The organism is Kocuria tytonis (assembly GCF_003226895.2).
Lineage (GTDB): Bacteria > Actinomycetota > Actinomycetes > Actinomycetales > Micrococcaceae > Kocuria > Kocuria tytonis.
The window spans coordinates 1121727-1135272 of sequence record NZ_PNJG02000001.1 but is presented as its reverse complement, the minus strand read 5'-3'; the positions used below and the strand labels follow the sequence as shown (position 1 = coordinate 1135272).

The following is a 13546-nucleotide window of genomic DNA, read 5'->3' as shown; positions in this document are numbered from 1 at the left end:
CCCTCCCGGCAGCCATGGGTTCCGAGTTCCACGAGGAGATCGAGCGCGGTGAGAGCGGCGGCCGCGTGCATGCCGCCGTGCTGCGACTGCGCGCGTGGTCCGAGCGGCACCCCGTGCTGCGGTTCCTCCACAAGGCCGTGGTGGTCGTTCTCGGCGGTGTCCTCGCGCTGGCGGGTCTGATCATGCTCGTCACCCCGGGGCCGGGATGGGTGTTCATCTTCCTGGGGCTCGGCGTGTGGAGCACCGAGTTCGAGTGGGCGCACCGGCTGAACCTGCGCATCAAGCGGGCGGCGCTACGGGTCTGGCGGTGGTGGTCCAACCTGATGGCGCAGCGGCGCTACCGGCGGGCCCGCGAGAAGCCCCACGCATGGCGCCAGGGGCCGCGGCACATGCGTGCGGCACCTGCCGCGGACTAGCCGCGTCACGGCCCCCAAAGCGGACTCACGCCGCGCCAGGGTCCCACGACGGCGGCGCACGGTGGTGTGCCGCCGGACCACCGTCCCGAGCGGGGTGCGCAGATCCCGGGAACGGGGCGCCCGGTGCGCAGGGCACCGCTCAGAGCGCTCCCAGGGCGATCTTGAGCATGCGGCGCACGGGTTCCGCGGCACCCCACAGCAGCTGGTCACCCACGGTGAACGCGGAGACGTACTGCGGGCCCATGGACAGGGGACGGATGCGTCCCACCGGGATCTGCAGGGAGCCGGAGGCCGCGACCGGCGTGAGGTCCCGCACGGAGTCCTCCTTGGTGTTGGGCACCACGGTGGCCCACTCGTTGTCCGCGTCCAGCAGCCGCTCGATCTCCGCCACGGGGATCTCCTCCCGCAGCTTGAGGGTCAGGGCCTGCGAGTGGGAGCGCATGGCCGCGATCCGCACGCACAGCCCGTCCACGGGGACGGTGTCCGCACCGGAACGGCCCAGGATCTTGTTGGTCTCCGCCTGGGCCTTCCACTCCTCCCGGGACCGGCCGTCGCCCAGGTCGGCGTCGATCCAGGGGATCAGGGAACCGGCCAGCGGCACGCCGAACTGCGCGGTGTCGAGCTCCCCGCCGCGCTGCCTCGCGAGCACCGCGCGGTCGATCTCCAGGATCGCGGACGCCGGATCCGCCAGCTCCCGTGCCACGGAGGCGTTGAGGTCCCCGAACTGGCGGAGCACCTCGCGCATGTGGCGGGCGCCGCCGCCGGAGGCCGCCTGGTACGTCATGGACGTGGCCCACTCCACGAGGTCGTTGCGGAACAGCCCGCCCAGGCCCATGAGCATGCAGGAGACGGTGCAGTTGCCGCCCACGAAGTCCTTCACGCCGCGGTCCAGGGCGGCGTCGATGACGTCGCGGTTGACGGGGTCCAGCACGATCACGGCGTCGTCGGACATGCGCAGGGTGGAGGCGGCGTCGATCCAGATGCCGTCCCAGCCGCCGGCGCGCAGCTTCCCGTGGACGGCCGTGGTGTAGTCCCCGCCCTGCGTGGTCACCAGGACGGGCAGCTTGGCGAGCGCCTCGAGGTCGTAGGCGTCCTGCAGCGTCCCGGTGTCGCCAAGACCCTCGACCGCGGGGGCCGCGCCCCCGGCGTCGGACGTGGAGAAGAAGACCGGCTCCAACCCGGTGAAGTCGTTCTCGGCGCGCAGGCGGTCCATGAGCACGGAACCCACCATGCCGCGCCAACCGATGAAACCTACGGCGGCGGGGTGTGAAGTCATGCCCGTCAGTCTACCGACGGCCGCCGCCCCGGCCCCCGGGGCGAGGCGCCGCGCTCAGTCCCCCTGCTGCGGGGAGGACGGGGAGGCCAGCACGTCCCGGTAGGCGGGGAACCGGTCCATGAAGTCCCGGACGTAGCTGCACGTCGCGTGCACCCGGGTGCCGCGCTCGCGGTAGTGCTCCAGCACGCGGGTCACGAGCACGCGGGCGTACCCCTTGCCGCCGAAGGCCTCGTGGACCACGGTGTGCTGCAGGTCCACCGTGCCGTCCGGGAGCACCGCCACGCCCAGGAAGCCGATGTGCTGCTCCCCGCGCCACAGCTCGAAGCGCGATCCTTCGGGATTGGGGACCACCCGCAGCTCGGGGTCGGTGCGCGGGGTGGTGTCGTGCGTCATGGCGGGGTCCTCCAGCTCGATCCGTGTGGGAGCCCCCATCATTGCAGGGCGGGGCGCGTGTGCTCGTCGATCCGGAACCGGGTGCCGTTGCCGGCCACCGCCCAGTCCTGGACCGTGCGGCGGGACCACGCGGCCCCCAGGCGGGGCGCGTGGGTGTCCCCGGGGACGTCCAGCTCCACGGTGGTCACGAGCACGCGGGAGAGCGGCACGCGCGGGTGGGCGGCCGCCTCCCGCCACACCCCCGGACCGCCGAGCACCCAGACCTCCCGCGCGGGGTGCGAGTCGGCGGGCGCCCCTTCGGCGCGGGCGATCAGCCCCAGTGCAACGTCCAGCGCCTCGGCGTAGGAGCCCACGGCCCACACGCGCTCGCCGTCCGCGGGCACGGACTCCGGGCGGGACGTGATCACGATGTTCGGGCGCCCGGGCAGCGGGCGCACCTTCTCGGGGAACGACTCCCACGTGCGCCGCCCCATGATCGCGGGGTGGCCGATCGTGGTGCGCGCGAAGAACTTCAGGTCCTCGCTCAGGTGCCACGGAAGGGCGCCGTCCACGCCGATCACCCCGGCGGGCGTCTGCGCCCAGATGGCCCCCACGACGACGTCGCTCGCAGCCCTCCCGGGCGCGGGCGCGGGCGTGGCGCGGGGACCGGGCGAAGCGGCGGCGTCGGCCGCTGAACGGTGCGCGCTCACACCGCCACCGGGGCCTTGATGCCGGGGTGGTGCCGGTAGTCGTCCACGGCGAAGTCCTCGTACTCGTAGTCGAAGATCGTCTCCGGGCGCCGCGTGAGCCGCAACGTGGGGTAGGGGTGGGGCTCGCGCGCGAGCTGCGTGCGCACCTGCTCCAGGTGGTTGGCGTAGATGTGGCAGTCCCCGCCCGTCCAGACGAACTCGCCCGGGACCAGGTCGCACTGCTGGGCCACCATCACGGTGAGCAGCGCGTAGGAGGCGATGTTGAACGGCACCCCCAGGAACAGGTCCGCCGAACGCTGGTAGAGCTGGCAGCTCAGGGCGTCGGGTCCGTCCGCGCGCGGCTGCACGTAGAACTGGAACAGCGCGTGGCACGGCGGCAGCGCCATCCGGTCCACCTCCGCCGGGTTCCACGCGGTGACGATGTGCCGGCGGGAGTCCGGGGTGGTGCGGATGGACTCCACCACGCGCGCGATCTGGTCGATCGTCTCCCCGTGCCCGGCGGGCCAGCTGCGCCACTGCACGCCGTACACGGGGCCCAGGTCCCCGTTCTCGTCCGCCCACTCGTCCCAGATGCTCACGCCGCGCTCCTGCAGCCAGCGCACGTTGGAGGAGCCGGACAGGAACCACAGCAGCTCCAGCGCCACCGAGCGGAAGTGCACGCGCTTGGTGGTCAGCAGCGGGAAGGACCCGCCGAGGTCGTAGCGGATCTGGCGCCCGAACACGGACAGGGTCCCGGTGCCGGTGCGGTCCGTCCGGGCGGTCCCGTGCTCGAGGACGTCCCGCAGGAGGTCCTCGTACGGGGTGGGGATGCTGGTCATGGGTTTCCTCTCACGACGCCGCTCGCGCGCCTGTGTCGCGTCAGTCGTCGAACGGGGAGATGATCTCGAATCCCACCGCGGGGGAGCGGCGGGAGCCGCGCGGCATGTGCAGCACGATCATCTGGCCGGGGCTGAGGTAGGGATCGGAGTCCGGCAGCTCCGCGGCCATGGCCGCGGGCATGTGCCGGGCCAGCACCTTCAGCACCGTGGGCAGCACGGGCCGGTGGGTGCACAGCACCACGGACCGCTCCGTGTCGAAGAGCTGCTCGGTGACCTGCGCGGCCCGCTTGGGGTGGCGCTTGTGGGTGGCCTCCGTGAGCTGCGGGCGCTCCTTGACCTTCGCGTTGTACTTCTTGGCGTACGGCACCACGGTGGACATGCAGCGCAGCCACGGGGAGGTGACGACCCGCTGGGGCTGCCACGCGGCGAGCAGCCGCGTGACCGCCAGGGCCTGCCGCTTGCCCGTGGCGGCCAGGGGGCGGTCCCCCTCGGCGCGCTGCCAGGACGAACGCGGTTTGGCCTTGGCGTGGCGGATCACGATCACCGGGCGGGTGGCCAGGGACCCCCGGGAGTGCAGCCGGGAGAGCTCGTCCAGGGGGGCGCGGTCGTCCGTGTTGGTCAGCAGCTCCCGGGCCTCGGGAACGGGGAGCCACAGCATCCGGTCCACCTCGTCGTCCTCCGGCGCCGCCGGGGCGAACGGTGAGACCTCCGCGGCCCAGTACCGCACCAGCTTGTCGTGACCGCGGACCTGGTACTCCGAGTCCCCGAGGGGCACCCCCAGGGTGATGCGCAGGCCCGTCTCCTCCCGCAGCTCGCGCACGGCGGTCTCGGGCAGGGTCTCGCCGTCGTCCTGCTTGCCCTTGGGCCAGGACCAGTCGTCGTAGCGGGGACGGTGGATGACCAGCACCTGGAGCTCGCCGTCGAGCACCCGCCAGCAGAGGCACCCCGCGGCGAGGATGTCGTACTTGCTCAGGGTGGTGTTCTTCGCCATGCTCTGCTCTCCGTGCTCAGAAGCTCGTGCCCCGCCCGAGTGGAGGGCGGGGAATCCGGTAACGATGGTAACGGGGCTCAGCCGCGGTACATGACGTCCACGTGCCAGCGCTCGAAGCCGAGGGACTCGTACAGCGCCACGGCGGCGGTGTTGTCCGCGTCCACGTAGAGCATGACCTCGGCCGGCCCCGCGTCCGCGAGGTGGTTGATGCCCGCGGCGGTCAGTGCGCGCCCGAGTCCGCTGCCCTGCTGCTCGGGGTCCACGCCCACCGCGTACACCTCTCCCAGCTCGGGGGCGTCCCCGGACGCGGGGTGCACCTTGGTCCAGTGGAACCCGAGCACGCGGTCCGGGTCCGCGGAGGAGACGGCCAGGAGGAAACCGCGGGGGTCGAACCAGGGGGCGTTCTCCCGGTCCTGCAGATCGGTGAGGGTGAGCCGCCCCTGCTCGGGATGCTCCGCGAACGCCCGGGCGTTGACCTGCAGCCAGGCCTGCTCGTCCCGGCCCACCTCGAACGCGCGGATCGCCACGCCGTCCGGCAGCCGCACGGGCATGGGCATGTCCGGCGCGCCGGCCACCGCGCGCTTGAACTGGTACAGGTCGCGAACGGGCGTGAGGCCGTACAGCTCGGCGAGCCGCCGGGCACCCGGCTGGTTGCCGTGCGCCCAGGCCTCCACGGTGCCGTCCACCGCGGCGCGCAGCTGCCCCGCCACGGCCGTGGCCACGCCCTTGCCGCGGTGTCCGGGGTCCACCGTGAGCTCCACGGTGAACGTGGACGCGGCGTCCTGCTGGGGCATCACCACGGCCGCGCCCACGAGGTCGTCGCCGTCCGTGGCGAGCACGCACGTGACGCCCGCGCGGCCGGAGCGCAGGTCCACGAGGGTCTGGTCCGAGAACGGCGGCTCGCCGTCCGCCCGCTGCGAGCGCGCGGCGAGGGCCTCGAGGTCCTCGGGGAATGGGATGCTGTCGTACGGGGTCACGGTCACGGACATGGAATGCCTCCTCGGTGGTGGAGCGGTCTGGCCCACGGTGCGGTGGGACGTCAGGCAGGAGGTTCCCTGCCCGCCGCGAAGCTGTACCCCACGTTACGCACCGTGGTGATCAGGTGCTCGTGGTCCGAGCCCAGTTTGGCGCGCAGCCTGCGGATGTGGACGTCCACCGTGCGGGTCCCCCCGTAGTAGTCGTAGCCCCACACCTCGGACAGCAGCTGGCTCCGGGTGAACACCCTGCCCACGTGCTGCGCCAGGAACCTGAGCAGCTCGAACTCCTTGAAGGTGAGGTTCAGGGCCCGCCCGGAAAGTTTCACGGTGTACGAGTTCTCGTCGATGCTCACGGCGCCCGCGCGGATCACGTTCTCGTCGGCCTGGCCCGCGGTGGGCCGGGGGCCGGCGACCGCCAGCCGCACGCGCGCCTCCACCTCCGCGGGTCCCGCGGTGTCCAGGACGACGTCGCTCACGCCCCACGACGCCGCCACGGCCGCGAGTCCGCCCTCGGTCACGCTCAGCAGCACCGGGACCGGGCGGTCGAGGGCGGAGAGCGCCAGGGCCGTGTTCCGTGCGGCCACGAGGTTGCGCGTGCCGTCCAGGACCACGAGGTCCGGTCGCCGGGGGCCGGTGAGGGCGGCGAGGTCGTCCAGCGGGTGCAGCTCCACCGTGTGGGAGAGCAGGCCCAGGGCGGGCAGCGCGGTCTCCGCGGCCTGGGCGCCGGGGACGAGCATGGCGATGTGGGACACGGTGGGATCCGCTCGGACGCGTGGGGGCCGACGCCGCTCGGGTCCGGCCCATGTCCGGGCCAGTATAGGTGCGCGGGAGGGGACGCGGACGGCCCCTGGCCCGAGCCTCGACGCCGGGCGGTTACGCTGAAACCAGGAGACCTGCCAGGTCCTCGCCCGCACCGGCCCGAAGGAACCCGACATGAAGTACGCGCGCATCGTCATCGCCGCTCTGGTGGCGCTGGTCCTTGCGCTCACCGCGGGTGCCATCGGGTCCTGGACGCCGCTGATCGTGTCCGTGGGGATGGCCGTGATGATCGGCGTGGGGTGGCCCGCCGCGGCCGGGATCCACGCCCGTCGGCGGCACAACGTGCTCATCGCCGTGGCGGGGACCCTGGCGTGCCTGCTCGTGCAGCTGGTCCCCTCGCAGCGGCTGGTGTGGCTGCCGGCCATCATCGGCGTGTCCTTCATGGCGGTGTGCGTGGCCGAACTCGTGCGGGGGGAGGGTGCCACGAACCGCCTGGAGTCCTCGCTCGCGTCCGTCACGGGGGTGCTGGCCGCGGTGGCATCCTCCGGCTGGATCGCCTTCTCGCGGGTCGCGCACGACCAGGGTCTGAGCGGGTGGCTCACCGTGGCGGGAGTGGGTGCGCCGCTGACCGTGATCCTCGTGGTGGCTGGCGCCCGGGTGATCTCCGCGGCGCCGGAGCACCTGCGCCGGCGGGGCATGATCACCCTCGGTGTGACCCCCGTGGCGCTGCTCGGAATGGTGGCTGTTTTCGCGAGCCAGGTGCTGGCCCGCGTGGTAGCGTGAAACCATGCTTGCACTCGAAATCTTCTACCTCGCGCTGCTGGGTCTTGCCACCCTCTCCATCCTCGGAATCTCCGTGAAGATCGTCCTGAGCCTGTTCAAGGGGCAGATGTAGCTCGTGCCCATCGAGATCCCCACTGATCTGACTCCCGAACTCGTTCCCTTCGCGTGGCTGCTGGGCACATGGGAGGGCAACGGCTTTATGGGCTACGGCGACGCCGAGCAGCGTGCCTTCCGGCAGCGCGTCACGTTCGAGCAGACCGGGCTCCCTTTCGTGATCTACCGCGCGCGGACCACGCTCCTCAATGAAGAGGGCGAGCCGCAGCGCGAGGCCACGTACGAGCAGGGTTTCTGGGAACTCGCCCGTCCCCGCGAGGACGGGGACATCGGCCCCGGCATGCTGCCCCCGGACCCCGTGCCGGTGCTGAAGTCCGCCGAGGACGTGGAGCAGCTGCGCAACGCGAGCGGGGGCTTCGACATCTCGGTGACCATCGCCCAGCCGGGCGGCGTGGCAGAGCTGTACCTCGGGCAGATCAAGGGCCCGCGGGTGGACCTCAGCACCGACGCCGTGATCCGCGCCCGGGGTGCCAAGGAGTACCAGTCCGGCACTCGTCTTTACGGCCTGGTGAACAACCACCTCATGTGGGCCTGGGACATGGCCGCCCAGGGGCGCGAGCTGGCCACCCACGCCTCCGCCGAGCTGACCAGGGTCGACGACCACAAGTGACGGACCCCACGCTCGAGCACCCCTCCGTCCTCCTGCGCCGTCACGGTGCCGTGGCCGCGAGCGGGCCGGACGCCGGCGTCGCCGCGCACTACGGGGATCCCGTGCGGGAGCAGCGTGCCCTGGTCCGCGGCCGGGCCGTGGTGGACCAGTCCCAGCGCGGTGTGCTCACCGTGAGCGGACCGGACCGGTTGAGCTGGCTCACCACACTGTCCTCCCAGGTGCTGACCGGACTGCGCCCCGGTGAGAGCACCGAGACCCTCTTCCTGAGCGTCCAGGGGCGCATTGAGTTCGCCCCGCACGTGCTGGACGACGGCACCACCACCTGGCTCGTCACCGAGCACGCCGAGGCCCCCGGTCTCGCGGCCTGGCTCACCGCCATGCGCTTCGCGCTGCGCGTGGAGATCCAGGACGTCAGCGAGCAGTGGGCCGTCCTCGCGGCCACGCGCGACCTCTCGGGCGAACTCGCCGGGCTGCTCCCCGGGCACGATGCACCCCCGTCCGTCCCCGTGTGGCACGACCCGTGGCCCGGGGTCGCCGCGGGCGGCCACGCCTACGCCGCGGTGGACGGGCACCCGGGTGGGCAGCGCGCCTGGTGCGAGCACCTCGTGCCCCGTGCCCACCTGGACACCGTGGTCTCCGGCCTGGAGCGCGACGGCTTCAGCCTTGCCGGCTCGTGGGCCGCGGAGGCCCTGCGGATCGAGGCGTGGCGCCCCCGGTGGGGCGTGGACACGGACGAGAAGACCATCCCGCACGAACTCGACTGGATGCGCACCGCCGTGCACCTCTCGAAGGGCTGCTACAAGGGCCAGGAGACCGTGGCCCGCGTGCACAACCTGGGCCATCCACCGCGTCGGATCACCTTCCTGGACCTCGACGGCTCCCAGCACACCCTCCCGGAGTCCGGGGCGGTCGTGGAGCTCGGCGGCAGGACGGTGGGTCGCATCACGGCCGCCCAGTTGCACCACGAGGCGGGGCCGATCGCCCTGGCCGTGCTCAAGCGCTCGGTGGATCCCGCCGCGGTCCTCACGGTGCGCGACGTCGTGGCACCGGATTCTCGGGCCCAGCAGGACCCCGCGGCGGGAGCTGCGGCGCCGGATGCCGGGCAGTCCGAGCAGTGGGCCGCGTCCCAGACCGTGGTGGTCCCCCCGGACGCCGGTTCCGTGGTGGGTCGCGCCGAAGGCCTCATGCGCGGACCGCGCGGCGGCGGCACGCGGCTCTGAGCAGCCGTGCGGAGGGGGCCCGAGGAGAATCCTGGGGCCCCCTCCGTCGCATCCGGGCGGCTCAGCGGCCGAAGAGCTCCTTGGCCTCGTCGTAGCGCTCGCGCGGAACGGCCTTGAGCCCGTCCAGCGCCGCGGAGAAGTCCACCCGCACCACGTCCGTGCCGCGCAGCGCGCACATCTTGCCCCACTGCCGGTCGTTGGCCATGCTCACGGCGGCGATGCCCAGGCGCGTGGCCAGGACGCGGTCGAATCCGGTGGGGGCCCCGCCGCGCTGGATGTGCCCCAGGATCGTGTTGCGGGTCTCGATGCCCGTGATCTGCTCGATCTCCTGGGTGACGAACTCGCCGATGCCCCCCAGCCGCGGGCGGCCGGACGCCTCCACTCCCTTGCCCGCGATGGCCTGTTCACGGTTGTCGGGGATGAACCCCTCGGCCACGACCACCAGGGGGGAGCGGCCGCGGTCGTGGACCTCGCGGACCCACTGGGACACCTGCTCCATGGACTCCCGGAACTCGGGGATCAGGATGGCGTGGGCGCCCGCCGCCATGCCGGAGTGCAGGGCGATCCAGCCCACGTGGCGGCCCATGACCTCCGCGACCATGCAGCGGTGGTGGGACTCACCGGTGGTGCGCAGCCGGTCCATGGCGTCCGTGGCGATCGAGACGGCGGTGTCGAAGCCGAAGGTGTAGTCCGTGGCCTGCAGATCGTTGTCGATGGTCTTGGGAACCCCCACCACGGGCAGTCCGGCGTCCGCGAGGCGCTTGGCTCCGGCGAGGGTGCCCTCCCCGCCGATGGCCACCACGGCGTCGATCTCGTGGCGCTCCAGGACCTTCGCGATGTTCTCCGGGCCGCCCAGGGGACCGTCGAACGGGTTGGTGCGGGAGGTGCCCAGGATGGTGCCGCCCTGCCGGGCCAGGCCGCGCACGCTCTGGCGGGGCAGTTCCATGACGTCGCCCTCGACCACGCCACGCCACCCGTCCCGGAAGCCCACGAACTCGTGGCCGAAGGATTTGATGCCGTGCAGCACCGCGCCGCGGATCACCGCGTTGAGTCCGGGGCAGTCCCCGCCGCTGGTCATAAGCCCGATTCGCATGTGCTTCAGTGCTCCTTGTGATTCGCGTGGTACCTGGCCACTCCATCCTAGTGACGGCACACCGGTGGACGGGTGGGGCGGCGGTGAATCCACGGGGGCACGCCGGGGGCCGGTGTTCACCCGCGGTTGGTGCGGGGAACTAAGATCGAGGCCAGGATCAGCGAACACGTGGTTCGCCACACCAGGCCATCAGGAGGACGTCATGACCGCCCAGCAAGAACCGGCCCGGGAGAACCTGCGCGAGTTCATCGACAAGCTCGTGGACCAGGGGTACACGGTGCGGGACGGGCAGTCACCGGATCCCGATCTGATCGACCCGGGCGGAAGCGCCGTGGAGACCTGGCGCGAGGGCTACCCGTACGACGAGCGGATGTCCCGCGAGGACTACGAGCTCGAGAAGTACCAGTTGCAGATCGAGCTGCTGAAGTTCCAGTACTGGGGCCAGGACAACGACCTCAAGCACGTGATCGTCTTCGAGGGCCGTGACGCCGCCGGCAAGGGCGGCACCATCAAGCGCTTCACCGAGCACCTCAACCCGCGTGCGGCCCGGGTGGTCGCGCTGAACAAGCCCTCGGACCGCGAGCAGGGCCAGTGGTACTTCCAGCGCTACATCCAGCACCTGCCCACCAACGGGGAGATCGTGCTGTTCGACCGCTCCTGGTACAACCGCGGCAACGTGGAGCGTGTCATGGGCTTCTGCACGGACGAGCAGTACGAGAGCTTCATGCTCCAGGCCCCGGTCTTCGAGAAGATGCTCGTGGACTCCGGGATCCACCTGACCAAGTTCTGGTTCTCGGTGACCCAGCACGAGCAGCGCACGCGCTTCGCGATCCGCCAGATCGACCCCGTGCGCCGGTGGAAGCTCTCACCCATGGACCTGGCCTCCCTGGACCGCTGGGAGGACTACACGGTGGCCAAGGAGGAGACCTTCCGCCGCACGGACACGGACCACGCCCCGTGGATCACCATCAAGTCCAACGACAAGAAGCGGGCGCGCCTGAACGCCATGCGCTTCTTCCTGGACCAGTTCGACTACGAGGACAAGGACACCTCCGTGGTGTACCCGCCGGACCCGCTGATCGTGCGCCGCGGCCGTGACGCCGTGGACGACTGACCCCGCCCCGCCCCCGACCCCAGGCAGCCACCCGTGGAGCGCAGCACCCCCGTGAGCCGTCCCGCCCGGTTGATCCGCGGCTGGGCGGCCGCCGCCGTCTGCACCCTCTGCGCGGCCACCTCCCACTACGCGATGGACCCGGCCCCGCCCGACCCCCTCCTGCTGGGGCTGGTGCTCGCCCTCGCCGGGCTGGTGTGCGTCCTGCTGGCCGGGCGCCGTCGCGGGGCGGTGCGCACCGGGCTCGCCGTGCTGCTGAGCCAGCTCCCCTTCCACCTGCTCTTCGCCGTCGGCGGCCACTCCGCCGCAGCAGCCCCCGGCACGCTCGCGCGCGGGCACGGCCACCACGCCCACGCGGTGCAGAGCATGGCCGAGCAGGGGGCCGGGGCCGTGGCCCACGACCCCGGGTTCACGGCCGGGCTGCACTGCGGGGCCGCGGTCACCGCCCCCATGCTCTGGGCCCACGTGGCCGCGGCCGCGGTGACGTTCGTGCTGATCCGCCACGCCGAGGACGGCTGGTGGCGGCTCCTGGCCGCCGCCGTGCAGGTGTTCTTCACCGCGGTGGAGCTGCTGCGCCCGGTGCTCGTGCCCTCCCGCAGGCTCCGCCCCGTTCCCCGCGCCTATCTGCTGCCCCCGCGCACGTGGTCACCCGTGCGCGTCATCTCCCGACGAGGACCGCCCGCGCTCTCGAGCTGAGCGGTTCACTTCCGATCGCACCCCGTACGCACCGTCCCCGGGGTGGCATCGGTCCATCTTCGTCGAGAGGTACTTCATCATGTCCACCACACTGGACGCACCGTCGTCCGAGCACGCCCGCACGGGCTCGCACCCTTCCACCGCCTGGTTCCTGCCCCTGCTCCGGCGGCTGCACTTCTACGCGGGAATCTTCGTGGGGCCGTTCCTGCTGGTCGCGGCCCTGTCCGGGCTGCTGTACGTGTTCACCCCGCAGCTTGAGCAGGCCGTCTACTCCGAGTCGCTCACGGGCACCGCGTCCGCCCACCCGCTGAGCGTGGACCGGCAGGTCGAGGCGGCCCGGCAGACCGTCGGCACGGACGCGGCCCCCGTGGCCGTCCGGCCCGCGCCCGAGGGCGGGACCACCCGCGTGATGTTCGCGGATCCCGCCCTGGGCCGGTCCGAGTCCCGGGGGATCTTCGTGGACCCGGGCACCGGCCGCGTGGTCGGTGACATGACCGTCTACGGCAGCAGCGGCGCCCTGCCGCTGCGCACCACCGTGGACCGGATCCATCGCGACCTGCTGCTGGGGGAGCCCGGGCGGATCTACAGCGAGCTGGCCGCGTCGTGGCTGGGGGTCATGGCGGTGAGCGGTCTCGTGCTCGTGGTGCTGCACCGCCGCCGCGTCGCCCGCGGCCGCCGCGCCCGGGTGTCCCTGGTGCCCCGGCCCCGTGACGGCAACGCGTTCCGCCGCACCCGTTCGTGGCACACCACCGCGGGCGTCTGGCTCGCACTGGGTTTCGTGTTCCTCTCCGTCTCGGGCCTGACCTGGTCCACCTACGCGGGCGAGAACGTGTCCCGGCTGCGCACCGCGCTGGACTGGACCACGCCCACGGTCGCCACGGACCTCGCGCCCGGTTCCGGATCCACCGGGGGCGACGACGAGCACGCCGAGCACCACGGCCACCAGGGCCACACGGCGGCCGCCGCACCCGGTTCCTACGACGCGGTGCTGGCGACCGCCCGGGACGCCGGGCTGGACTCGCAGTTCGTGGAGATCCGGCCCGCCGCGGCCGAGGGCACGGCGTGGACGGTCGCGGAGAACGACCGCTCCTGGCCCACCCAGGTGGACAGCGTGGCGGTGGACCCGTCCCACCTGCACGTCACGGACCAGAAGCAGTTCTCGGAGTTCGGGCTGCCCGCCAAACTCACCCAGTGGGCGATCGCCGCGCACATGGGTCTGCTGTTCGGGCTGCCCAACCAGGTTCTGCTCGCCGTGGGTCTCGTGGTCCTGGTGCTCAGCGGCTACGCGATGTGGTGGCGCCGCCGCCCCACCCGCGCCACCGGCGTGGCGTTCGGGACCGTGCCGCCGCGCGGCGCGCTGCGGAGCACGCCCCCGTGGGCGTGGCCGCTCGTGGTGCTCGTGACCGTGGTCGTGGGGCTGTTCGCCCCGCTGCTGGGCCTCTCACTCGCGGGGTTCCTGGCGGTGGACCTCCTGGTCTCGGCCGCCTCACGACGCCGCCCGGGGCCCTCGCGGCAGCGGTGACGGCACCCGGCACCCGCGTGTCCGCGCGCGGGTGCCGGGCCCGGTGGCCGGGGTGACGGGCGCCCGCCGCCCGGCCCC

The 13546-nt window shown here is 72.5% G+C and carries 15 protein-coding genes; 7 read left to right on the top strand and 8 right to left on the bottom strand.

The features are described from left to right. Positions 1-14: 14 nt before the first annotated feature. A complete protein-coding gene (locus C1C97_RS05080) occupies positions 15-416 on the top strand; it encodes a PGPGW domain-containing protein (protein ID WP_121030278.1) in 402 nt (133 codons plus the stop codon). A 139-nt stretch (positions 417-555) separates the two neighbouring features. Here C1C97_RS05080 and asd read toward each other — a convergent pair whose 3' ends face one another. From asd to C1C97_RS05045, 7 genes are all read right to left on the bottom strand, one after another. Then, the gene (gene asd / locus C1C97_RS05075) at positions 556-1692 is read right to left on the bottom strand and encodes an aspartate-semialdehyde dehydrogenase (RefSeq protein ID WP_121030276.1); all 1137 of its coding nucleotides are present in this window, start codon (positions 1690-1692) and stop codon (positions 556-558) included. 54 nt (positions 1693-1746) lie between these two features. Continuing rightward, a complete protein-coding gene (locus C1C97_RS05070) occupies positions 1747-2085 on the bottom strand; it encodes a GNAT family N-acetyltransferase (protein WP_110920656.1) in 339 nt (112 codons plus the stop codon). 38 nt (positions 2086-2123) lie between these two features. Then, positions 2124-2774 carry a dihydrofolate reductase gene (locus C1C97_RS05065; RefSeq protein ID WP_121030274.1) on the bottom strand — a complete coding sequence of 217 codons (651 nt, stop codon included), beginning with the start codon at positions 2772-2774 and terminating at the stop codon, positions 2124-2126. After that, positions 2771-3592, bottom strand: a complete 822-nt coding sequence (locus C1C97_RS05060; protein WP_121030272.1) for a thymidylate synthase — start codon at positions 3590-3592, stop codon at positions 2771-2773. The genes C1C97_RS05065 and C1C97_RS05060 overlap by 4 nt, the downstream gene beginning before the upstream one ends. 40 nt (positions 3593-3632) lie before the next feature. Next, on the bottom strand, positions 3633-4583 hold the full coding sequence (locus C1C97_RS05055) for an NUDIX hydrolase (RefSeq protein ID WP_121030270.1): 951 nt from the start codon (positions 4581-4583) through the stop codon (positions 3633-3635). A 77-nt stretch (positions 4584-4660) separates the two neighbouring features. After that, positions 4661-5572 carry a mycothiol synthase gene (gene mshD, locus C1C97_RS05050; protein WP_121030268.1) on the bottom strand — a complete coding sequence of 304 codons (912 nt, stop codon included), beginning with the start codon at positions 5570-5572 and terminating at the stop codon, positions 4661-4663. Between the two features lie 50 nt (positions 5573-5622). Next, positions 5623-6312 carry a response regulator transcription factor gene (locus C1C97_RS05045; RefSeq protein ID WP_407657246.1) on the bottom strand — a complete coding sequence of 230 codons (690 nt, stop codon included), beginning with the start codon at positions 6310-6312 and terminating at the stop codon, positions 5623-5625. A 181-nt stretch (positions 6313-6493) separates the two neighbouring features. Here C1C97_RS05045 and C1C97_RS05040 point away from each other — a divergent pair, with 181 nt between their 5' ends. From C1C97_RS05040 to ygfZ, 3 genes are all read left to right on the top strand, one after another. After that, the gene (locus C1C97_RS05040) at positions 6494-7102 is read left to right on the top strand and encodes a hypothetical protein (RefSeq protein ID WP_121030266.1); all 609 of its coding nucleotides are present in this window, start codon (positions 6494-6496) and stop codon (positions 7100-7102) included. 115 nt (positions 7103-7217) lie between these two features. Then, positions 7218-7826 carry a nitrobindin family protein gene (locus tag C1C97_RS05035; protein ID WP_110920649.1) on the top strand — a complete coding sequence of 203 codons (609 nt, stop codon included), beginning with the start codon at positions 7218-7220 and terminating at the stop codon, positions 7824-7826. Continuing rightward, the gene (ygfZ, locus tag C1C97_RS05030) at positions 7823-9046 is read left to right on the top strand and encodes a CAF17-like 4Fe-4S cluster assembly/insertion protein YgfZ (RefSeq protein WP_110920648.1); all 1224 of its coding nucleotides are present in this window, start codon (positions 7823-7825) and stop codon (positions 9044-9046) included. Before C1C97_RS05035 ends, ygfZ begins: the two co-directional genes overlap by 4 nt. Positions 9047-9107: 61 nt before the next feature. Here the strand turns inward: ygfZ and C1C97_RS05025 are convergent, their stop codons facing one another. Next, entirely contained in the window at positions 9108-10139 is a 1032-nt protein-coding gene (locus C1C97_RS05025) for an ATP-dependent 6-phosphofructokinase (RefSeq protein WP_121030264.1), read from the bottom strand. Between the two features lie 202 nt (positions 10140-10341). Between C1C97_RS05025 and ppk2 the strand changes: the two genes are divergently transcribed. The 3 genes from ppk2 (at position 10342) to C1C97_RS05010 (ending at position 13468) form a co-directional block, all read left to right on the top strand. Then, the gene (ppk2, locus tag C1C97_RS05020) at positions 10342-11253 is read left to right on the top strand and encodes a polyphosphate kinase 2 (protein WP_121030262.1); all 912 of its coding nucleotides are present in this window, start codon (positions 10342-10344) and stop codon (positions 11251-11253) included. A 33-nt stretch (positions 11254-11286) separates the two neighbouring features. Continuing rightward, entirely contained in the window at positions 11287-11946 is a 660-nt protein-coding gene (locus C1C97_RS05015; protein ID WP_233542739.1) for a hypothetical protein, read from the top strand. Positions 11947-12025: 79 nt separating this feature from the next. Continuing rightward, a complete protein-coding gene (locus C1C97_RS05010) occupies positions 12026-13468 on the top strand; it encodes a PepSY-associated TM helix domain-containing protein (protein WP_121030260.1) in 1443 nt (480 codons plus the stop codon). Positions 13469-13546 lie beyond the last annotated feature (78 nt).